Here is a 20,962-nt window from a genome sequence, read left to right on the forward strand (position 1 = left end):
CGCTGGAGCGCGCTTTCAGGTGCGCGACAACACCCAGTCCAGTGCGCGCGTCGGCAGAATGCGCCGCAGCGTGCCCATAATGTAGGTCGGTGTCGTGACATAATAACGCGGTCTGGGCCGGGCAGCCGTCAGCGCATGGCGCATTTTCTGAACCACGGCTTCCGGCGGCAGCTCAAATTTGTCGGGCCCACTGCTGTGATAGAGCCGCTTGTTGAGCAGGTTTTCATAGTCTGTCCGCCGGGGTGATGTTTGCCAGTCAATCCAGCGCTCAAAATGCGGGATCGAGTTTTCGCGGATTTTTGACGTGACCGGCCCGGGCTCGATCAGCACCACGTGTATGTCGGTATCGCGCATCTCGACCCGCAGCGTATCTGTCAGTCCTTCGAGCGCGAATTTGGTGGCGTTATAGGCACCCCGCCAGGGCAGTGTGACAAAACCCAGAACGGAAGAACACTGAAGGATCCGCCCGTGGCCCTGTTTGCGCATCACCGGGATAACGGCACGCGTCAGCGTATGCCAGCCAAAGAAATTCGCCTCGAAAATCTCACGCAGCGCTTCTGTTGGCAGGTCCTCGACCGCGCCGGGCGTGCCATGTGCACCATTGTTCAACAGGGCGTCCAGCGTTCCGCCCGTGGCCTGCAGCACCTCTTCCAGCCCTGCGGTAATGGTCGCCGTGTCCGTGTAATCGATGAGCGGGCTTTCGAAGCCCTCGGCCTGAAGGCGTTTACAGTCCTCTTGTCGCCTGCAGGCGGCAAAAACGCGCCAGCCATCGGCACGCAGCCCCACCGCAGCGGCATAGCCAATGCCCGAGGAGCACCCTGTGATAAGAATCGATTTCTGCACAATGTACCCCCCGCTTCACCGCAGGGAGATGCCTTTTTCGGCGGGCCTGTGCAATCCTAACCGTCGTTGAGCAGGAAATCAGCCATCCAGCCGGACGGGCTGCCGTCAACCGGACGCAGCTGGACCCAGCCTGCGCCGTTGTCGGCGATCACTTCGACCATAGCATCTTTCTTCAGCTGGTTGACGACCCTGTAACCTGTGCCGGGGCCACCGCGCACGTTCACCAGATCGCCCGCGACAGTGCGGACAACGGTTTGGGGATCGGTCACGTCCGTGGACGCCAGTTTTTTGCCTTCAAAGACTAGGCTCGGGATGGTGCCGGTCTCTTCCGCACCTTCTGCCATGCCGGGCACTTCCAGCGAAACGCCTTGTGCAACGATCGCTGCAGGGCGAGCCTCATCAGCCAGCCCTTCCAGCTTTGGCTCTGCCGTCACGGCAGCCAGTGGTGCGGCATTTGCAACCGCATCAAAGGCGGTCAGGTTCAGTGATGCGCGGGTTACGGTGGCTTCACTTTCGGGCGCATTCTGAACGCGGGCAACGGGCTCCGCGATCTCCCGTGCGGGCAAAGCAGCGACCTTCACAGGCCCCGGCGCTTTGTCGGCCGCTTCCTGCACACGGGCCAGTACAGCAGCTTCACGCGCTGCGACCGGATCAAAATCCGAGCCGCCACTCAGCTCATAAAAACCAAGCGTCAGGAAACCCAAAACCAGAACAATAAACAACTTCATAACAGAACATCCCACTCCCATCGGCGTGTGAGCATAACACACAGACCGCCCATTGAGGTCCCTAACAGATCAGATTTTTTTCTGTGAGTGGGAAAATAGCGGGAAAAACATCACAGCCAGCTGTGTTGCAGGCGGGTAACGGCGGCTGCGTTATGCGTCTTGTCCGCCCCCTGGCGGCTCGTTACACAATGGCAATGGCTGATGAAACCGACACAACCGATCCTGCGTCCCGGGACCTTTCTGAACCTTTGCGCCGGGCACTGGGTGACCGGTATCTGACCTATGCGCTCAGCACGATCATGCACCGCGCGTTGCCGGATGCGCGCGACGGGCTCAAGCCGGTGCACCGCAGAATTCTTTTTGCGATGCGCGAGCTGCGGCTGACCTCCACAGGTGGCTTTCGCAAGTCGGCCAAAATTTCGGGCGATGTGATGGGCAACTATCACCCGCATGGGGATGCGGCGATTTATGACGCGATGGCGCGTCTAGCCCAGGATTTCAACGTACGCTATCCGCTGGTCGACGGGCAGGGAAATTTTGGCAACATCGACGGGGATAACCCGGCGGCCAGCCGCTACACCGAAGCACGCATGACGGCTGTTGCCGAAGCGATGCTCGAAGGGCTCAACGAAAATGCCGTCGATTTTCGCGAGAACTATGACGGCACGCTGACCGAACCGGCTGTTCTGCCGGCGCAGTTTCCTAATCTGCTGGCCAATGGCGCGTCAGGTATTGCGGTCGGCATGGCGACCAATATCCCGCCGCACAATATTGCCGAGCTTTGTGATGCCTGCATCCATCTGATCAAATCACCTGATGCGCGCGACGACACGCTGCTGAAATACGTGCCAGGGCCGGATTTTCCGACCGGTGGCGTGATTGTGGAGCCGCCCGAAAACATTGCCACGGCCTACAGGACAGGCCGCGGGTCTTTCCGTCTGCGCTGTCGCTGGGAAGTGGAAGATCTGGGCCGCGGCCAGTGGCAGATTGTGGTCACCGAGATCCCGTACCAGGTTCAGAAATCCAAGCTGATCGAAAAGATTGCTGAAGTCATCCAGACCAAGAAAATCCCGATCCTGGCGGATGTGCGTGATGAAAGTGCGGACGATATCCGGATGATCCTGGAGCCCCGGTCCAAGAATGTGGATCCGGAAGTGCTGATGGGCATGCTGTACCGGTCGTCGGATCTCGAGGTGCGGTTCTCACTTAACATGAACGTGCTGATCGATGGTGTGACGCCCAAAGTCTGCTCCATGAAAGAGGTGCTGCGCGCATTCCTTGATCACCGCCAGGAAGTTCTGATCCGGCGCTCGACCCACCGGATGGAGAAGATTGACCACCGGCTTGAGGTGCTCGAGGGCTTTGTCATAGCCTTCCTCAATCTCGACCGGGTAATCGACATAATCCGTTATGATGATGATCCCAAAGGCGCGCTGATGCGCGAAGACTGGGGCAGGACCCACGTCCGCGCACAGGACGAGGCCGACTATGTATCACCAGCACCCGGCGAAGGGGAACTGAGCGAGGTTCAGGCCGAAGCCATTCTGAACATGCGCCTGCGGTCCCTGCGCCGTCTTGAGGAGATGGAACTTCTGCGCGAGCAGGAAGCGCTCATGGAAGAACGTGCAGGCCTGGAGGATCTGCTGGAAAATCCCTCCCTGCAATGGGACAGCATCGCGGCCCAGCTGCGCGAGACGAAAAAGCAATTCGGCAAAGACTGGGATGGCGGTGCCCGCCGCAGTACCTTTGCCGAGGGCGGCGAGATTGAGGAAGTGCCCATCGAGGCGATGATCGACCGCGAGCCCATTACGGTTGTCTGCTCTCAGATGGGCTGGGTCCGTGCTATGACCGGTCACATCGATCTCAACCGCGAGCTGAAGTTCAAGGACGGTGACGGCCCGCGCTTTATTTTCCATGCTGAAACGACCGACAGGCTGTTGGTGTTTGGCACGAACGGTCGTTTTTATACCGTTTCGGCCGCCAACCTGCCCGGGGGCCGCGGTATGGGAGAACCCCTGCGCCTGATGGTTGATCTGCCCAACGAGGCGGATATCGTGACGATCCTGACCCACAGGCCGGATCGCAGGCTGCTGGTCGCCTCGAACGCAGGTGACGGATTTGTGGTGCCCGAAAACGATGTTGTGGCCCAGACCCGCAGCGGCAAACAGGTGCTGAATGTGCGCGGTGACACCCGCGCGCTGGTGTGCAGGCCCGTCACCGGTGACAGCGTCGCCGTGGTTGGTGAAAACCGCAAGGTGCTGGTCTTTGGGCTTGATGAACTGCCGGAAATGGGCCGTGGCAAAGGTGTCCGTCTGCAAAAATACAAAGATGGCGGTCTGTCGGATGCAACGACATTTCTGCGCGCCGAAGGGCTGTCTTGGCTTGACCCAGCAGGCCGGACACGGACAGAGACCGCGCTGGACGAGTGGTCCGGCAAGCGCGCCGGCGCGGGCCGGATGGCCCCCCGTGGTTTCCCCAGAGACAACCGGTTTACCTGACCGCAGAACCGTGCCCGGCCTCTTCCTGCCGAATGCAGCACGGCGGCGCATTGCGCTGACGAATGCCATAGGCTAGCAGTTGATCAGGCAGGAAAAGAGGCAGTTATGTTGAAAAAAGCAGTCTGGATGCTGGGTGCGCTGGCGCTCTCGGCTTGTGTGAACAGTGCGGATCTGAACGACCCGGCAGTGCCGCTTGGGGATTTCAGCCTGGGCCACAATGTGGTTGTTGCGCCCAAGGTTGCAAAAGGCCCGGCCAGCCGCGAAGTACCCAAAGATGAGCTGACGGCTTCCATTCAGGCAGCGATGGCCGAACGGTTTGACAGATACGACGGCCCCAAAGACTATCACTTCGGTCTGAGTGTCGAGGCCTACGTTCTGGCCAAACCGGGTATTCCCGTTCTGCTGTCGCCCAAGTCTGCCATGATTGTTCAGCTGACGGTCTGGGATGACGCACTGGGTGCCAAACTGAATACAGAGCCCGCGCAGATCACCGTGCTCGAGGAATTGTCCGGGCAGAATGTTTTCGGCTCCGGCCTGCTGAAAACCGGCGACCAGCAACTGCAGGAGATGTCACGGAGTGTAGCCAAGGCCGTTGAAAATTATCTCGTCGCCCAGAATGCCGAATACGGATGGTTCACCGAAGATGCCAGGATCGACACCGGCGAGAAGCCGGAACCGGAAAGCCGCTGACGGATCACGCAGGTCGTGCTTGATTTTCCTGTCAGATGCCAATAAATGCCGCGCCATGTGAACGACAGGGTCGCGGACGTGACCCCTCAGAAAAAAGGGCGCCACACTCATGGCAAAGGCAAAGTTTGAACGGACGAAACCGCACGTAAACATCGGCACGATTGGTCACGTTGACCACGGCAAGACGACGCTGACGGCGGCGATCACGAAGTATTTTGGTGATTTCCAGGCGTATGACCAGATTGACGGCGCGCCCGAGGAGAAAGCCCGCGGGATCACGATCTCGACGGCGCACGTTGAGTACGAAACCGAAGCGCGCCACTATGCGCACGTCGACTGCCCCGGCCACGCGGACTACGTCAAGAACATGATCACCGGTGCCGCCCAGATGGACGGCGCGATCCTGGTTGTGAACGCCGCTGACGGCCCGATGCCGCAGACACGCGAGCACATCCTGCTGGGCCGTCAGGTCGGCATTCCGCACATGGTTGTCTACATGAACAAAGTGGACCAGGTGGACGACGAAGAGCTGCTGGAACTGGTTGAAATGGAGATCCGCGAGCTGCTGTCCTCCTATGAGTACCCTGGCGACGACATTCCGATCATCCCCGGCTCGGCGCTCGCGGCGATGGAAGGCAACAACCCTGAGATCGGTGAAGAATCGATCAAAAAGCTGATGGCGGCTGTGGACGAGTACATCCCGACGCCTGAGCGTGCGGTGGATCAGCCGTTCCTGATGCCGGTCGAGGACGTCTTNTCGATCTCCGGCCGTGGTACTGTTGTGACAGGCCGTGTGGAGCGTGGCGTGATCAACGTGGGCGACGAGATCGAGATCGTCGGTATCCGCGACACGAAAAAGACCACCTGCACAGGTGTTGAAATGTTCCGCAAACTGCTGGACCGCGGTGAGGCAGGCGACAACATCGGCGCCCTGCTGCGCGGCATCGACCGTGAAGGTGTTGAGCGTGGTCAGGTTCTCTGCAAGCCGGGTTCCGTGACACCGCACACCAAGTTCGAGGCAGAAGCCTATATCCTGACCAAGGATGAGGGTGGCCGTCACACGCCGTTCTTTGCGAACTACCGTCCGCAGTTCTACTTCCGGACCACGGATGTGACCGGCACGGTTCAGCTGGCCGAGGGCACCGAGATGGTGATGCCCGGCGACAACGTCTCCTTTGGCGTTGAGCTGATCGCGCCGATCGCGATGGAGCAGGGTCTGCGCTTTGCGATCCGCGAAGGCGGCCGTACGGTCGGCGCGGGCGTTGTGTCCAAGATCACTGAATAAGGCCCCGGCCCTGCACGTCCTGCCGGCCCCCGGGGGGGAGACAGCAGGAGCGCAGTCAGACGGTTCAGACAGAAAGGCCGCCCCCCGGGGTGGCCTTTTTGCTGTGCACAGATGGCGGAAAGGGGGGGCTTTAAATCAACCAATACCGGGCGGTCTGATCACCAGCGGTACAGGAAAAAAGGCCACCGGAAATTCCGGTGGCCCTTCCCGCACTAACGCAGCGTGCGGTGGCGCTCAGTACTGTACCACGTGGGGAGGAGACATGAACTGTACCTGGTCTGCTGCGCCGATTTCTGTACCGGAGATCGGGTAGTATCCGTTTTCAGCACATCCCATAAGAGCGGTGGAAAGTGCAGCAATAATGGCGAGTGTTCTGAATTTCATTTTGGGTATCCCCTTGTCCGGTGTTTTAAATCTGAACCTGAAAACCTGTTACGCGTCTTAAACTGTCTGTTGTCTCAACCGGGCTGTTGTGCCGGTATGTAATGACCATAACCCGGTGTCAGGTGACGTTCCGTAATCCAGTTCACAGATGCTGTACTTTTTTAACTTTTCCGGTTGCCTGCTTTGAAATCCGGGCAATTCCGCTTTGAGAATGGGACCGGAGCCAGATGAAATACCCTTCTCCGGACACGCTTCATCCTGTGCGGCTGCCAGATGGAACTGCGGTCACACAAAACGTTTTTTTGCAGGCGGCACTGGAACATCCGCGTATCAGTGTGGGCGCCTACAGCTATGCCAGCGATTCCAACCCGACGGACACGCCGGATGGCTGGGCCGCGCGGCTGGCGCCTTACCTTTATGCCAATGCAGCCGACCGTCTGGTCATCGGGCGTTTTGTTCAGATTGCCGAAGGGGTGCGTTTCATCACACATGGCGCCAATCACTTGATGTCCGGTTTTTCGACCTATCCCTTTGCGATCCATGATCCTGATCGCTTGCTGACCTACCATCAGGAATTCCCTCGCGGGCGCGACACCGTTGTGGGGCATGACGTATGGATAGGGCGCGATGCCTGCGTTCTGGCCGGTGCGCAGATCGGGCGTGGTGCGATCATCGGCGCAGGCAGTGTCGTCGCGGGCGATATACCTGATTATTCTGTTGTGGTCGGCAATCCGGGGCGGATCATACGCCTCCGGTTTCCCGAGGATGTGATCAGTCGTCTGATGCAGCTAGCCTGGTGGGACTGGCCAATCGAAAAGATCATCGGGCACGAAGCGCTGATCACCGGGGCGGATATCGATGCGCTTGAAGCAGTGTGAGGCCCGCAGGTCCGCGTATTTTTACGTCTGACCGCTCTGATCCCTCTTGAACAACTGCCTGATTCCGAATACGCCACTCAGCGGTACAGGGGTTTAGCTCAGTTGGTAGAGCATCGGTCTCCAAAACCGAGGGTCGTGGGTTCGAGTCCCTCAGCCCCTGCCACTTTCCCCAAATGCTCACAGTATTGTTGCGCGGCCCTGTCGGGCGTTCGCTTTGACTGCCCGGAAAATACCGTCTCTCTGACATGCTGACGCCCTGGATGTGGTCTACCCGAACGCGGTGGGCAACGATCCGGAGGATTTCCATCTTGTCGGAACAACAGATGAACCAGAAGCCTCAGACGGTGGACAGTGATGTTGCCGCTGTGCGCAATCTGATGTCCGGACACCAAACTGCTGCAGGCCCGGCACGACAGGCTGCTGATCAAACAGATCAGAGGAAACTTGTGATGCACAGGCTGGTAAGCGTGGCAGTGAGCGCCATCGGATCGTACAGACCTGATCGCAAGGCAATTCTGATCACTGGTCTCGTGCTTTTGGTGTTGTTGCAGCCAGGCTTTGTGCTGAGCATTCTTTTGATCAGTCTGTTGGTGGGGGCGGTGGCCTTCTGGTGCCTCGGGCCAGAGCGCTCAGTGGCCGTTTTTTCTCGCCTGTCCGACCGTTTTGCCCGCCTCAATCCTCGGGAGGCCCGGCGCTGGCGGGCACGTGTGTGGATTGCGATGCGGAAATGGGCTCGACTGACAGGGTATCTGCCGCCGGCACTGGCACAACATCTGCAGTTTCCCGACTTTCGGGCGACGGCGGAAGCAGAAGCACGGCACACGGCCATCGTCTCTGACCGGCTGAACCGGTTGTCATCGGGTGCCGACATTCGGGGCGGGCTGTGAAACGCTCTTGAATTCTGTGGTTGCGCTGGATACATGCGGACCTCAGAGCAATCTTTCAGGTGATCCATGGCGACCAATCCTTTTCAGTTCGTTCAGCAGGCCCGTGCTGAGGTAGCAAAAGTTGTATGGCCGACCCGCCGCGAGGTCATGCTGACCACGGTGATGGTGTTTATCCTGTCTGCGCTGTTCGCGGTATTCTTTGCGACCGTTGATATTATCATCCGCGGTGGCCTGCAGGCCGTTCTGAATATGTTCGGGTGACACCGAACAGCGACGTTCAAAAAACGCCTGAAACCTCTTGAAACATTGGGCTCTGCGGAGTATGCCGCAACCCTGACCAGATACAGGGCGTGCGGCGATTCGAGTTGCGCGCCGATTTTTTATTCTGGTGAGCAGGCATAAGTGTCTGAAAAGCAGTGAATTTAGCGGCCCGTTCAGGCCGCGTGACAGACAGGGATCAGGGTTCAGATGGCAAAGCGGTGGTATTCGGTCAGTGTCCTGTCGAACTTCGAAAAGAAGATCGCAGAGCAAATCCGTACGTCCGCTGCCGAGCAGGGTCTCGACGATCAGATCGACGAGGTACTGGTCCCTACCGAAGAGGTGATCGAGGTCCGGCGCGGCAAGAAAGTCACGGCGGAACGCCGGTTCATGCCCGGCTATGTACTTGTTCACATGGAAATGTCGGATCAGGGATACCACCTGATCAACTCGATCAACCGCGTCACCGGTTTCCTGGGGCCGCAGGGGCGTCCGATGCCGATGCGCGATGCTGAGGTGAACGCGATCCTCAACCGCGTGCAGGAAGGCGAAGATGCGCCGCGCACGCTCATCCACTTTGAAGTGGGTGAAAAGGTCAAGGTTGCCGATGGTCCGTTCGAGGACTTTGACGGCATGATCGAAGAAGTGGATGACGAGAACCAGCGCCTGAAGGTGTCGGTCTCGATCTTTGGCCGGGAGACACCGGTCGAACTGGAATACACGCAGGTCAACAAACAGACCTGACGTGCTCGGACGTGGGAGGCGAGGGTGCCGCGGCACCCGGACCGGACCACGGCAACAGGAGCAGCCCCGGGCGGGCTGCGGATGAACCGGAGGCAGCGCGCTGCCGAAGGGTTGGAAAAGGAGAAGGCCGATGGCCAAGAAACTCGTAGGCAGCATGAAGCTGCAGGTGCCCGCAGGGCAGGCAAACCCCTCCCCGCCGGTCGGACCGGCGCTGGGTCAGCGCGGCATCAACATCATGGAATTCTGCAAAGCGTTCAACGCCAAAACAGCAGACATGGAGCCGGGTGCCCCGTGCCCGACCGTGATCACATACTACCAGGACAAATCCTTCACGATGGATATCAAGACGCCGCCTGCGTCTTACTACCTCAAGAAGGCCGCCAAGGTGAAATCCGGCGCGAACAATCCCAGCCGTGAGACTGTGGGCTCCGTCAGCTCCAAACAGATCCGTGAGATTGCTGAAGCAAAAATGAATGATCTGAATGCGAACTCTGTCGAGGCCGCCATGCAGATTATCCTGGGCTCCGCCCGCTCTATGGGCATCGAGGTGAAATAAGATGGCAAAACTCGGTAAAAGAACCCGCGCCGCACGCGAAGCATTCGCCGGCAAAGAGAACGTCACAGTCGAAGAGGCCGTGGCGCTGATCAAAGGTAACTCGAACGTCAAGTTCGACGAAACCGTCGAGATCGCAATGAACCTCGGTGTTGACCCGCGTCACGCAGACCAGATGGTCCGCGGTGTGGTCGGTCTGCCGAACGGCACAGGCAAAACTGTACGTGTTGCAGTCTTCGCCCGCGGCCCGAAAGCTGAAGAAGCTGAAAAGGCTGGCGCAGATATCGTCGGCGCAGAGGATCTGATGGAAACCGTGCAGGGTGGCAAAATCGACTTTGACCGCTGCATTGCAACACCGGACATGATGCCGATCGTCGGCCGTCTGGGCAAGGTTCTGGGCCCGCGTAACCTGATGCCGAACCCCAAGGTCGGCACCGTGACAATGGACGTTGAAGCCGCTGTGAAAGCAGCAAAAGGCGGCGAAGTTCAGTTCAAAGCGGAAAAAGGCGGCGTTGTGCACGCAGGCGTTGGCAAACTGAGCTTTGACGAGGCCAAACTGGTCGAGAACATCCGCGCCTTTGTAAGCGCTGTGTCCAAAGCCAAACCAACAGGTGCCAAGGGCTCCTACATGAAAAAAATCGCGCTGAGCTCCACAATGGGCCCCGGCGTTTCTGTTTCGGTCGATAACGCCGTAACTGAGTAACCAGATTTGGTGGGGTGACCCGCCAGATAGGCAGGGCCGATATACTGGCCCTGCTTCTGTCCGAGACGGAGGGTTCGGGGATCATCCCGAATAATTCCTTCCTGAGATGGGAAACGAGAAAATTCCAGCCTTCGGGCGGTTTTGGTCTCGGGACCCTGAATTGGACCCGAAACGGGCGCAGACCATCGCACCCTGAACTGAGCCGGGAGGCAGATGCCTCCCACAATTGGAGTGAAACTGTGGATAGAGCACAAAAAGAACAGCTGGTCGACGAACTCGGCCAGATCTTTGAAAGCTCTGGCGTCGTTGTGGTTAGCCACTACGCCGGTCTGACAGTTGCTGAAATGCAGGACCTGCGCGCGAAAGCACGTGAAGCGGGTGGGTCTGTGCGTGTTGCCAAAAACAGGCTCGCCAAGATCGCCCTTGAGGGCAAGCCATGCGAAAGCATTGCCGACCTTCTGACGGGTATGACCGTTCTGACCTATTCTGAGGATCCTGTGGCTGCGGCCAAGGTTGCTCAGGACTACGCCAAGGGCAATGACAAGTTTGTCATCCTCGGCGGTGCAATGGGTGAGAACGCACTGGACGTCGCCGGTGTAGAAGCCGTGTCCAAAATGCCTTCGCGCGAGGAGCTTATCTCCACGATCGCGGGCATGCTGGGCGCACCTGCTTCCAACATCGCCGGGGCCATTGGCGCACCTGCAAGCAATATCGCATCCATCTTGTCCACAATCGAGGACAAGGCGGCCGCATAAAGCATCGTCAAACCGGCGTCGGGTTGAAAACGCGACGTTGGAACACACATATCGTTAACGGAAAGAGCTGAACATGGCTGATCTGAAAAAACTGGCAGAAGAGATCGTTGGTCTGACCCTGCTTGAAGCACAAGAACTGAAAACAATCCTCAAGGATGAGTACGGCATCGAGCCCGCAGCTGGCGGCGCAGTGATGATGGCTGGTCCTGCTGACGGCGCTGGTGCCGCGGAAGAAGAAAAGTCGGAATTCGACGTTGTCCTGAAAAACGCAGGCGCATCGAAAATCAACGTGATCAAAGAAGTTCGCGGCATCACCGGTCTGGGCCTCAAAGAAGCCAAGGACCTGGTCGAAGCCGGCGGCAAGATCAAAGAAGGCTGCGACAAGGCAGAAGCAGAAGAGATCAAAGGCAAGCTGGAAGCAGCTGGCGCCGAGGTCGAACTGGCCTGATCCGGTCTTCAGGGGAGCAGGCCATGACTGCCTGCCAGCCCCGCTGAAAAAAATGAGCTGGACCCGGAGGTTTCCGGGTCCGGCTCAGCCTGTCCTGGCAAGGGCCTTTTTCAAAGGGCCCTTTCCTGGATACGCTTCAATGGTCGGGAGGTTGCCGGTGGGACGGCAGCCAGAATGGACCGAAACGTATCGTCTCGTATGGGCGGAGAGCCGTGGCCCGACGGCTGCTCTGACCGGTGAGAACTCTGAAAGGTGACACCTGACATGGCGCAATCGTTCCTTGGCCAGAAACGTCTTCGTAAATATTATGGCAAAATCCGTGAAGTTCTGGATATGCCGAACCTCATTGAGGTGCAGAAATCTTCTTATGACCTTTTCCTGAACTCCGGCGACGGGGACACACCAAGCATCGACGAAGGCATTGCCAGCGTCTTTGATTCCGTGTTTCCGATCAAGGATTTCAACGAAACGGCCACGCTCGAGTACGTGAAATATGACCTCGAGAAACCCAAATACGATGTTGAGGAATGTCAGCAGCGCGACATGACCTACAGCGCGCCGCTCAAGGTGACGCTGCGCCTGATCGTATTCGATGTGGACGAGGATACAGGTGCGAAGTCCGTCAAGGACATCAAGGAACAGGACGTGTTCATGGGCGACATGCCCCTGATGACGCCAAACGGTACTTTTGTGGTAAACGGCACGGAACGGGTGATCGTTTCCCAGATGCACCGCTCGCCCGGCGTGTTCTTTGACCACGACAAAGGCAAGACGCACTCTTCCGGCAAGCTGCTTTTTGCCTGCCGTATCATCCCCTATCGCGGATCCTGGCTGGACTTTGAATTTGACGCAAAAGACATCGTCTTTGCGCGCATCGACCGCCGTCGCAAGTTGCCTGTGACAACCCTGCTTTATGCGCTGGGTCTTGATCAGGAAGCGATCATGGATGCGTATTACAACACCATCACTTACAGGCTCGAGAAGAACAAAGGCTGGGTCGCCCCGTTCTTCCCCGATCGTGTGCGCGGGACCCGCCCGACATATGATCTGGTAGATGCCGGTTCCGGTGAAGTGCTGTTTGAAAAAGGCAAGAAAGTCACGCCGCGCGCCGTCAAAAAACTGATCGACGAAGGCAATGTGACCGAACTGCTGCTACCCTATGACCACATCGCGGGTAAATTCGCAGCCAAAGACATCATCAACGAAGAAAACGGCGCAATCTATGTCGAGGCCGGTGATGAACTGACGCTGGAATACGACAAAGACGGCACGCTCATTGGCGGTACGGCCAAAGAGCTGGTGGATGCGGGCATCACCGAAATTCCGGTGCTCGACATCGATAACGTCAACGTCGGCCCCTATATGCGCAACACCATGGCGCAGGACAAGAACATGAACCGCGATACCGCGCTCATGGATATTTACCGCGTCATGCGTCCGGGCGAGCCGCCCACCGTCGAGGCGGCCTCGGCGCTGTTCGATACGCTGTTCTTTGACAGTGAGCGGTATGACCTCTCCGCCGTTGGCCGTGTGAAAATGAACATGCGTCTGGCGCTTGATGCCGAAGACACCCAGCGCACCCTGCGCCGCGAAGACATTGTGGCCTGCATCAAGGCGCTGGTCGATCTGCGCGACGGGCGTGGCGACATCGACGACATCGACCACCTTGGCAACCGTCGTGTGCGCTCGGTCGGCGAGCTGATGGAAAACCAGTACCGCGTGGGTCTGCTGCGCATGGAGCGCGCGATCAAAGAACGCATGTCCTCGGTCGAAATTGACACGGTCATGCCGCAGGACCTGATCAACGCGAAACCAGCGGCTGCTGCTGTGCGCGAATTCTTTGGCTCCAGCCAGCTTTCGCAGTTCATGGACCAGACCAACCCGCTGTCCGAGGTGACGCACAAACGTCGTCTGTCGGCGCTTGGACCAGGCGGTCTGACACGTGAGCGTGCGGGCTTTGAGGTGCGCGACGTGCACCCGACACACTATGGCCGGATGTGCCCGATTGAAACGCCGGAAGGCCCGAACATTGGTCTGATCAACTCGCTGGCAACCTTTGCCCGCGTGAACAAATACGGCTTCATTGAAACACCGTACCGCAAGGTCGAGAACCGCAAGGTGACCGACGAGGTGCAGTATATGTCCGCGACCGAGGAAATGCGTCACACCGTGGCCCAGGCCAACGCCAACCTCGACAGCGACATGAAGTTCGTGAACGATCTGGTCTCCACGCGGAAATCCGGTGACTACACGCTGTCGCCTTCGGAAAACGTTGACCTGATCGACGTCAGCCCGAAACAGCTGGTCTCCGTTGCGGCATCGCTCATTCCCTTCCTGGAAAATGACGACGCCAACCGCGCTCTGATGGGCTCGAACATGCAACGTCAGGCGGTGCCCCTTCTGCAGGCCGAGGCCCCGCTCGTCGGGACAGGCATCGAAGAAGTTGTGGCACGCGACTCCGGTGCGGCGATCATGGCGAAACGCGCAGGCGTGATCGACCAGGTTGATGCCAGCCGGATCGTTATCCGCGCGACAGAGGATCTGGAACTGGGGGACGCGGGTGTGGACATCTACCGCATGCGTAAATTCCAGCGTTCGAACCAGAACACCTGTATCAACCAGCGCCCGCTGGTCAAAGTGGGCGACCGTGTCTCCAAAGGTCAGGTGGTTGCCGATGGCCCGTCCACAGACATGGGTGAACTGGCGCTTGGCAAGAACGTCGTCGTCGCCTTCATGCCCTGGAATGGCTACAACTATGAGGACTCCATCCTGATCTCCGAGCGGATTGCCCGTGACGACGTCTTCACCTCGATCCACATCGAGGAATTTGAAGTCGCCGCACGTGACACCAAGCTTGGGCCGGAAGAGATCACCCGCGATATCCCGAACGTCGGCGAGGAAGCTCTTCGCAACCTCGACGAGGCGGGCATCGTCTACATCGGTGCCGATGTGGAGCCGGGCGATATCCTTGTGGGCAAAATCACACCCAAGGGCGAAAGCCCGATGACGCCGGAAGAAAAACTCCTGCGCGCCATCTTTGGGGAGAAAGCCTCTGACGTACGCGACACCTCGCTGCGCGTCAAACCGGGTGACTTTGGTACGGTCGTCGAGGTGCGCGTCTTTAACCGCCACGGTGTGGAAAAAGACGAACGTGCGCTGCAGATCGAGCGTGAGGAAGTCGAGCGTCTGGCCCGTGACCGGGACGACGAGATGGCGATCCTGGATCGCAACATCTATGCGCGTCTCAAATCCATGATCATGGGCAAGGTAGCCGTCAAAGGCCCCAAAGGTGTGCCGTCAAACTCCGAGATCACAGAGGATCTGCTGCAAATGCTGTCCCGTGGTCAGTGGTGGCAGCTCGCACTCAAGGACGAGGCCGACGCCCAGGTGGTCGAAGCCCTGAACGAGCAGTACGAAATCCAGAAACGTGCGCTTGATGCGCGCTTTGAGGACAAGGTCGAGAAAGTCCGCCGTGGCGACGACCTGCCCCCGGGCGTGATGAAGATGGTCAAGGTCTTCGTGGCGGTGAAGCGCAAGCTGCAGCCGGGCGACAAAATGGCCGGACGTCACGGCAACAAGGGTGTTATCTCCAAAGTGGTTCCCATGGAGGACATGCCGTTCCTGGCGGACGGGACACCTGTTGATTTCTGTCTGAACCCGCTGGGCGTGCCGTCACGTATGAACGTCGGTCAGATCCTTGAGACACATATGGGCTGGGCTGCGCGCGGTCTTGGCATCAACGTTGACGAAGCGCTGCAGGAATACCGTCGCTCCGGCGACCTGACCCCTGTGCGGGATGCCATGAGCCATGCCTACGGCGAGAACGTCTATGACGAAGGCATCGCGACTATGGACGAGGATACGCTGATCGAGGCAGCGGGCAATGTCACACGCGGTGTGCCGATTGCGACGCCGGTCTTTGACGGTGCGAAAGAGGCAGACGTGAACGACGCGCTGACCCGCGCGGGCTTTGACAGTTCCGGTCAGTCGGTGCTCTTTGACGGCCGCACAGGCGAGCAGTTTGCCCGCCCTGTGACCGTGGGCATCAAGTACCTGCTGAAACTGCACCACCTTGTGGATGACAAAATCCACGCGCGCTCGACCGGGCCTTACAGCCTTGTCACCCAGCAGCCGCTGGGCGGGAAAGCGCAGTTCGGTGGCCAGCGTTTCGGAGAAATGGAGGTCTGGGCTCTGGAAGCCTACGGCGCTGCATACACCCTGCAGGAAATGCTGACCGTGAAATCGGACGACGTGGCCGGACGGACGAAAGTTTATGAAAGCATCGTCAAAGGCGAGGACAACTTTGAAGCGGGCGTGCCCGAGAGCTTCAACGTTCTGGTCAAAGAAGTCCGGGGTCTCGGCCTCAACATGGAACTCCTGGATGCGGAGGAAGATGAGTGAGAAACGCGGTAGTCATTGGATTGGCTACGTCGCCCCTTATCGGGTGCCAGATAGTCGGTGGAGCCGACTATCTGGATGCGCGTGACGGATCCAAAGTCTATGCCGAATGGAATGCAAACGGCACAGACTTTTTCACCGAGTGTGGAGTGGATCGTCAACAGATCACATCGCCCCCGCGCGAGGCTTTAGACGGTATCCTTCTCAAAGGAACGATTACCGAGCGAAATTACAATCGTGCAGACTTTTTTGTCTGCCCCGAATTGGCAGAGGTTTCCGAATGAACCAGGAACTGACAAATAACCCGTTTAACCCGCTGACACCGCCCAAGGTGTTTGACGAAATCAAGGTGTCTCTGGCCTCGCCAGAGCGCATCCTGAGCTGGTCTTTCGGGGAGATTAAAAAGCCCGAGACCATCAACTACCGGACCTTCAAGCCGGAGCGTGACGGTCTGTTCTGCGCACGCATCTTCGGGCCGATCAAGGACTACGAATGCCTGTGTGGTAAATACAAGCGCATGAAGTATCGCGGCGTCGTCTGCGAGAAATGCGGTGTGGAAGTCACGCTGCAGAAGGTGCGCCGCGAGCGTATGGGCCACATCGAACTGGCCTCACCCGTTGCGCACATCTGGTTCCTGAAATCGCTGCCCTCCCGCATCGGTCTGATGCTGGACATGACGCTGCGTGACCTGGAGCGGGTGCTCTATTTCGAGAACTACGTGGTGATCGAACCGGGCCTCACAGATCTTCAATACGGTCAGATGATGACCGAAGAAGAGTATATGGACGCCCAGGACGCCTACGGCATGGACGCTTTCACCGCCAACATCGGCGCCGAAGCGATCCGCGAAATGCTGGCGGCGATCGATCTGGAAGCCGAAGCAGAGCAGCTGCGCGCTGATCTGAAAGAGGCGACAGGCGAGCTGAAGCCCAAGAAGATCATCAAACGCCTCAAGGTCGTTGAAAGCTTCCTGGAATCCGGCAACCGCCCGGAGTGGATGGTGCTGACAGTGATCCCCGTGATCCCACCAGAACTGCGCCCGCTGGTGCCGCTGGATGGAGGTCGGTTCGCGACATCGGACCTTAATGATCTCTACCGTCGGGTCATCAACCGGAACAACCGTCTGAAGCGTCTGATCGAGCTGCGCGCACCTGACATCATCGTTCGTAACGAAAAGCGGATGCTGCAGGAATCCGTTGATGCGCTCTTTGACAACGGCCGTCGTGGCCGCGTGATCACGGGGGCCAACAAGCGCCCGCTGAAATCGCTGTCGGACATGCTGAAAGGCAAGCAGGGCCGTTTCCGTCAGAACCTTCTGGGGAAACGCGTCGACTTCTCGGGTCGTTCGGTCATTGTGACCGGCCCGGAGCTGAAGCTGCACCAGTGTGGTCTGCCGAAGAAGATGGCGCTCGAGCTTTTCAAGCCGTTTATCTATTCGCGGCTTGAGGCCAAAGGTCTGTCCTCGACCGTGAAACAGGCGAAAAAGCTGGTCGAAAAGGAACGCCCCGAGGTCTGGGATATTCTGGACGAGGTCATCCGCGAACACCCTGTCATGCTGAACCGTGCGCCCACGCTGCACCGTCTTGGCATTCAGGCGTTCGAGCCCGTTCTGATCGAAGGTAAAGCCATCCAGCTGCACCCGCTCGTGTGTTCCGCCTTTAACGCGGACTTCGACGGTGACCAGATGGCGGTGCACGTACCACTGAGCCTTGAGGCCCAGCTGGAAGCGCGCGTTCTGATGATGTCCACGAACAACGTTCTGTCGCCTGCAAACGGTGCGCCGATCATCGTGCCGTCGCAGGATATGATCCTTGGTCTTTACTATACGACGCTGGCGCGTGAAGGCATGCCAGGTGAAGGCATGGTCTTTGGCTCGGTCGAGGAAGTTCAGCACGCGCTGGACGCAGGGCTTGTGCACCTGCACTCCAAGATCACTGCGCGGATCATGCAGATCGACGAAAACGGTCTTGAGGTGATGAAGCGGTTTGAAACCACGCCGGGACGTATCCGTCTGGGCGCGCTCCTGCCGTTGAATGCCAAGGCGCCGTTCGAGCTGGTGAACCGTCTGCTGCGCAAGAAAGAAGTGCAGCAGGTCATCGACACCGTTTATCGGTATTGCGGACAAAAAGAGTCTGTCATTTTCTGTGACCAGATCATGACAATGGGCTTCCGCGAAGCGTTCAAAGCCGGGATTTCCTTTGGCAAGGACGACATGCTGATCCCCGACACCAAATGGCCGATCGTCGAAGAGACGCGCGAGCTGGTGAAGGATTTCGAACAGCAGTACATGGACGGTCTGATCACCCAGGGTGAGAAGTACAACAAAGTGGTCGATGCCTGGTCGAAATGTAACGACAAGGTCACGGACGCGATGATGGGCTCGATCTCTGCCAGCCAGCGCGACGATGCCGGTGCCGAAATGGAGCCGAACTCGGTCTATATGATGGCGCACTCCGGTGCGCGGGGCTCGGTCACGCAGATGAAACAGCTCGGCGGGATGCGCGGCCTGATGGCCAAGCCGAACGGCGACATCATCGAGACACCGATCATCTCGAACTTCAAGGAAGGTCTGACCGTTCTGGAGTACTTCAACTCCACGCACGGCGCGCGGAAAGGTCTGTCGGATACCGCTCTGAAAACAGCGAACTCCGGTTACCTGACACGCCGTCTGGTGGACGTTGCCCAGGACTGCATCGTGCGCATGAACGATTGCGGCACCGAGACGTCGATCACGGCTGTTGCCGCGGTCAATGACGGTGAGGTTGTCGCATCGCTGAGCGAGCGTATGCTGGGCCGCGTTGTGGCCGAGGACATCATGCGCCCCGGCACCGACGAGGTTCTCGTGGCGTCCGGTTCGCTGATTGATGAGCGGATGGCGGATATCATCGAAGAGGCCGGTGTGGCCTCTGCGAGGATCCGCAGCCCGCTGACCTGTGAGGCCGAAGAGGGCGTCTGTGCCATGTGCTATGGCCGTGATCTGGCGCGCGGTACGATGGTCAACACCGGTGAAGCTGTCGGCATCATCGCCGCACAGTCCATCGGTGAACCCGGCACACAGCTGACGATGCGGACATTCCACATCGGCGGCGTTGCCCAGGGTGGCCAGCAGTCCTTCCTCGAGGCCAGCCATTCCGGCAAGGTCGTGTTCGAGAACGCGCAGACCCTTGAGAACGCCTCTGGCGAGATCATGGTGATGGGCCGGAACATGAAGCTGATCATCCAGGACGAGAATGGCGAGGAACGTGCCAGCCACAAGGTCGGCTACGGCACCAAGCTCTTTGTCACCGATGGTCAGAACGTGGCCCGCGGCGACAAGCTCTTTGAGTGGGATCCCTACACGCTGCCGATCATCGCCGAGAAATCCGGCATGGCCAAATTCGTTGACCTGGTCAGCGGTATTGCCGTGCGGGACGAGACCGACGATGCAACCGGTATGACACAGAAGATCGTGATCGACTGGCGTGCAGCCCCCAAAGGCAACGAGCTCAAGCCCGAGATCATCCTGGTGGATGCCGATGGCGAGCCGGTCCGCAACGACGCGGGCAACCCGGTGACCTATCCGATGTCCGTGGATGCGGTTCTGTCTATCGAGGACCAGACCGAGATCAAGGCAGGTGACGTTGTCGCGCGTATCCCGCGCGAAGGCGCCAAAACCAAGGACATCACCGGTGGTCTGCCGCGTGTGGCCGAACTCTTTGAGGCGCGCCGCCCCAAAGACCACGCCATCATCGCGGAAATCGACGGCTATGTGCGCTACGGCAAGGACTACAAGAACAAGCGCCGTATCGCCATCGAGAGCTCCGAGGATCCGGACGTCAAGGTCGAATACATGGTGCCCAAGGGCAAACACATCCCGGTTGCGGAAGGTGATTTTGTCCAGAAGGGCGACTACATCATGGACGGTAACCCTGCACCGCATGACATCCTCGCGATTATGGGTGTCGAAGCGCTGGCGGATTACATGATTGATGAAGTCCAGGACGTTTACCGCCTGCAGGGTGTGAAGATCAACGACAAGCACATCGAGGTTATCGTGCGTCAGATGCTGCAGAAGTGGGAGATCCAGGAATCCGGAGATACCACGCTGCTCAAGGGCGAACACGTCGACAAGCAGGAGTTCGATCAGGCCAACGAGAAGTCCATCGCCAAAGGCGGTCGTCCGGCACAGGGTGAACCCATCCTGCTCGGCATCACCAAGGCGTCGCTGCAGACCCGCAGCTTCATCTCGGCGGCGTCCTTCCAGGAAACCACGCGTGTTCTTACCGAAGCCTCCGTGCAGGGTAAGAAAGACAAGCTCGTGGGTCTCAAGGAAAACGTGATCGTGGGTCGTCTGATCCCGGCAGGTACAGGCGGTGCGACCATGAAAGTGCGTCGCGTTGCCCAGGACCGCGACAATGTTGTGATCGAGGCGCGCCGCGAGGAAGCCGAGGCCGCAGCAGCGCTGGCAGCACCTGTCATGGAAAACGACGATATGGTGGGTGGCGATGTCTTTGACACCATCATCCCGGCGGATGAAGACAGCCGCGATTGAGCTGACCTGCTCTGAACATCTTAAAGCCCCCGCCGGTCGCACCCGGCGGGGGCTTTTCTTTTTGCCGAACCCGGTGTCTGTTGCCGGCAGACAGGAAGTCGGGTGGCAGATGGCGGCAGGGTTGAAAATCATGGGGCTGTGGCGGTTTTGCGGTCTGACCCCCACCGACCACAACGGGTCTTTTGATATGCAGAACAAGGCGGCAGCGCGCACTTACTCTCCCGGGCGCAGGGGGCTGTGCTTTCACATCTCCGACGCCCCTGCGCCGCTGGCTCAGACAGGCCTGGGCTTTGCCCGCGGGTTTCCGACGGCAGCGGTGGCGACCGGCGGGTCGGCGGACAGTTGCGCTCCGGAATTCGCAGATCCGGGGCTGCTCTAG

18 protein-coding genes and 1 tRNA gene are annotated in these 20,962 nt (G+C 58.8%); 16 read left to right on the top strand and 3 right to left on the bottom strand.

The window, feature by feature from the left end:
• Positions 1 to 15 precede the first annotated feature (15 nt).
• Together Q1A34_RS11165 and Q1A34_RS11170 are read right to left on the bottom strand one after the other, a co-directional pair.
• Positions 16 to 846, bottom strand: a complete 831-nt coding sequence (locus Q1A34_RS11165) for an SDR family oxidoreductase (RefSeq protein ID WP_300034127.1) — start codon at positions 844 to 846, stop codon at positions 16 to 18.
• 53 nt (positions 847 to 899) lie between these two features.
• A complete protein-coding gene (locus Q1A34_RS11170; protein ID WP_300033779.1) occupies positions 900 to 1,571 on the bottom strand; it encodes an SH3 domain-containing protein in 672 nt (223 codons plus the stop codon).
• A gap of 194 nt (positions 1,572 to 1,765) precedes the next feature.
• Here Q1A34_RS11170 and parC point away from each other — a divergent pair, with 194 nt between their 5' ends.
• The 3 genes from parC (at position 1,766) to tuf (ending at position 6,044) form a co-directional block, all read left to right on the top strand.
• Positions 1,766 to 4,069 (top strand): DNA topoisomerase IV subunit A, encoded by a 2,304-nt coding sequence (gene parC / locus Q1A34_RS11175; protein WP_300033780.1) that lies wholly within the window; start codon positions 1,766 to 1,768, stop codon positions 4,067 to 4,069.
• A gap of 105 nt (positions 4,070 to 4,174) precedes the next feature.
• Entirely contained in the window at positions 4,175 to 4,759 is a 585-nt protein-coding gene (locus Q1A34_RS11180) for a hypothetical protein (protein WP_300033782.1), read from the top strand.
• 109 nt (positions 4,760 to 4,868) lie between these two features.
• Positions 4,869 to 6,044 carry an elongation factor Tu gene (gene tuf / locus Q1A34_RS11185; protein WP_300033784.1) on the top strand — a complete coding sequence of 392 codons (1,176 nt, stop codon included), beginning with the start codon at positions 4,869 to 4,871 and terminating at the stop codon, positions 6,042 to 6,044.
• 234 nt (positions 6,045 to 6,278) lie between these two features.
• Here tuf and Q1A34_RS11190 read toward each other — a convergent pair whose 3' ends face one another.
• A complete protein-coding gene (locus Q1A34_RS11190) occupies positions 6,279 to 6,428 on the bottom strand; it encodes a hypothetical protein (RefSeq protein WP_300033786.1) in 150 nt (49 codons plus the stop codon).
• A gap of 227 nt (positions 6,429 to 6,655) precedes the next feature.
• Between Q1A34_RS11190 and Q1A34_RS11195 the strand changes: the two genes are divergently transcribed.
• The 13 genes from Q1A34_RS11195 to Q1A34_RS11255 all read left to right on the top strand — a co-directional run bounded on the left by Q1A34_RS11195 (position 6,656) and on the right by Q1A34_RS11255 (position 20,962).
• Entirely contained in the window at positions 6,656 to 7,306 is a 651-nt protein-coding gene (locus tag Q1A34_RS11195) for a CatB-related O-acetyltransferase (protein ID WP_300033788.1), read from the top strand.
• 87 nt (positions 7,307 to 7,393) lie between these two features.
• Positions 7,394 to 7,469 (top strand) — tRNA-Trp (locus tag Q1A34_RS11200).
• A gap of 160 nt (positions 7,470 to 7,629) precedes the next feature.
• On the top strand, positions 7,630 to 8,193 hold the full coding sequence (locus tag Q1A34_RS11205) for a hypothetical protein (protein ID WP_300033790.1): 564 nt from the start codon (positions 7,630 to 7,632) through the stop codon (positions 8,191 to 8,193).
• A gap of 66 nt (positions 8,194 to 8,259) precedes the next feature.
• The gene (gene secE / locus Q1A34_RS11210) at positions 8,260 to 8,454 is read left to right on the top strand and encodes a preprotein translocase subunit SecE (protein WP_300033792.1); all 195 of its coding nucleotides are present in this window, start codon (positions 8,260 to 8,262) and stop codon (positions 8,452 to 8,454) included.
• Between the two features lie 207 nt (positions 8,455 to 8,661).
• Positions 8,662 to 9,195 (top strand): transcription termination/antitermination protein NusG, encoded by a 534-nt coding sequence (gene nusG / locus Q1A34_RS11215; protein ID WP_300033794.1) that lies wholly within the window; start codon positions 8,662 to 8,664, stop codon positions 9,193 to 9,195.
• A 130-nt stretch (positions 9,196 to 9,325) separates the two neighbouring features.
• Positions 9,326 to 9,751 carry a 50S ribosomal protein L11 gene (gene rplK, locus Q1A34_RS11220; protein WP_300033795.1) on the top strand — a complete coding sequence of 142 codons (426 nt, stop codon included), beginning with the start codon at positions 9,326 to 9,328 and terminating at the stop codon, positions 9,749 to 9,751.
• 1 nt (position 9,752) lies between these two features.
• The gene (gene rplA, locus Q1A34_RS11225; protein ID WP_300033797.1) at positions 9,753 to 10,451 is read left to right on the top strand and encodes a 50S ribosomal protein L1; all 699 of its coding nucleotides are present in this window, start codon (positions 9,753 to 9,755) and stop codon (positions 10,449 to 10,451) included.
• A 239-nt stretch (positions 10,452 to 10,690) separates the two neighbouring features.
• Positions 10,691 to 11,206, top strand: coding sequence for a 50S ribosomal protein L10 (gene rplJ, locus Q1A34_RS11230; RefSeq protein ID WP_300033799.1), 516 nt, complete (start codon positions 10,691 to 10,693; stop codon positions 11,204 to 11,206).
• A gap of 73 nt (positions 11,207 to 11,279) precedes the next feature.
• A complete protein-coding gene (rplL, locus tag Q1A34_RS11235; RefSeq protein WP_298845321.1) occupies positions 11,280 to 11,654 on the top strand; it encodes a 50S ribosomal protein L7/L12 in 375 nt (124 codons plus the stop codon).
• 264 nt (positions 11,655 to 11,918) lie between these two features.
• Positions 11,919 to 16,055, top strand: a complete 4,137-nt coding sequence (gene rpoB, locus Q1A34_RS11240; protein WP_300033801.1) for a DNA-directed RNA polymerase subunit beta — start codon at positions 11,919 to 11,921, stop codon at positions 16,053 to 16,055.
• Positions 16,052 to 16,336 (top strand): hypothetical protein, encoded by a 285-nt coding sequence (locus tag Q1A34_RS11245; protein WP_300033803.1) that lies wholly within the window; start codon positions 16,052 to 16,054, stop codon positions 16,334 to 16,336. Before rpoB ends, Q1A34_RS11245 begins: the two co-directional genes overlap by 4 nt.
• Entirely contained in the window at positions 16,333 to 20,583 is a 4,251-nt protein-coding gene (rpoC, locus tag Q1A34_RS11250) for a DNA-directed RNA polymerase subunit beta' (protein WP_300033805.1), read from the top strand. The genes Q1A34_RS11245 and rpoC overlap by 4 nt, the downstream gene beginning before the upstream one ends.
• Entirely contained in the window at positions 20,564 to 20,962 is a 399-nt protein-coding gene (locus Q1A34_RS11255; protein ID WP_300033807.1) for a hypothetical protein, read from the top strand. The genes rpoC and Q1A34_RS11255 overlap by 20 nt, the downstream gene beginning before the upstream one ends.

The organism is uncultured Roseobacter sp. (assembly GCF_947491795.1).
Lineage (GTDB): Bacteria > Pseudomonadota > Alphaproteobacteria > Rhodobacterales > Rhodobacteraceae > Roseobacter.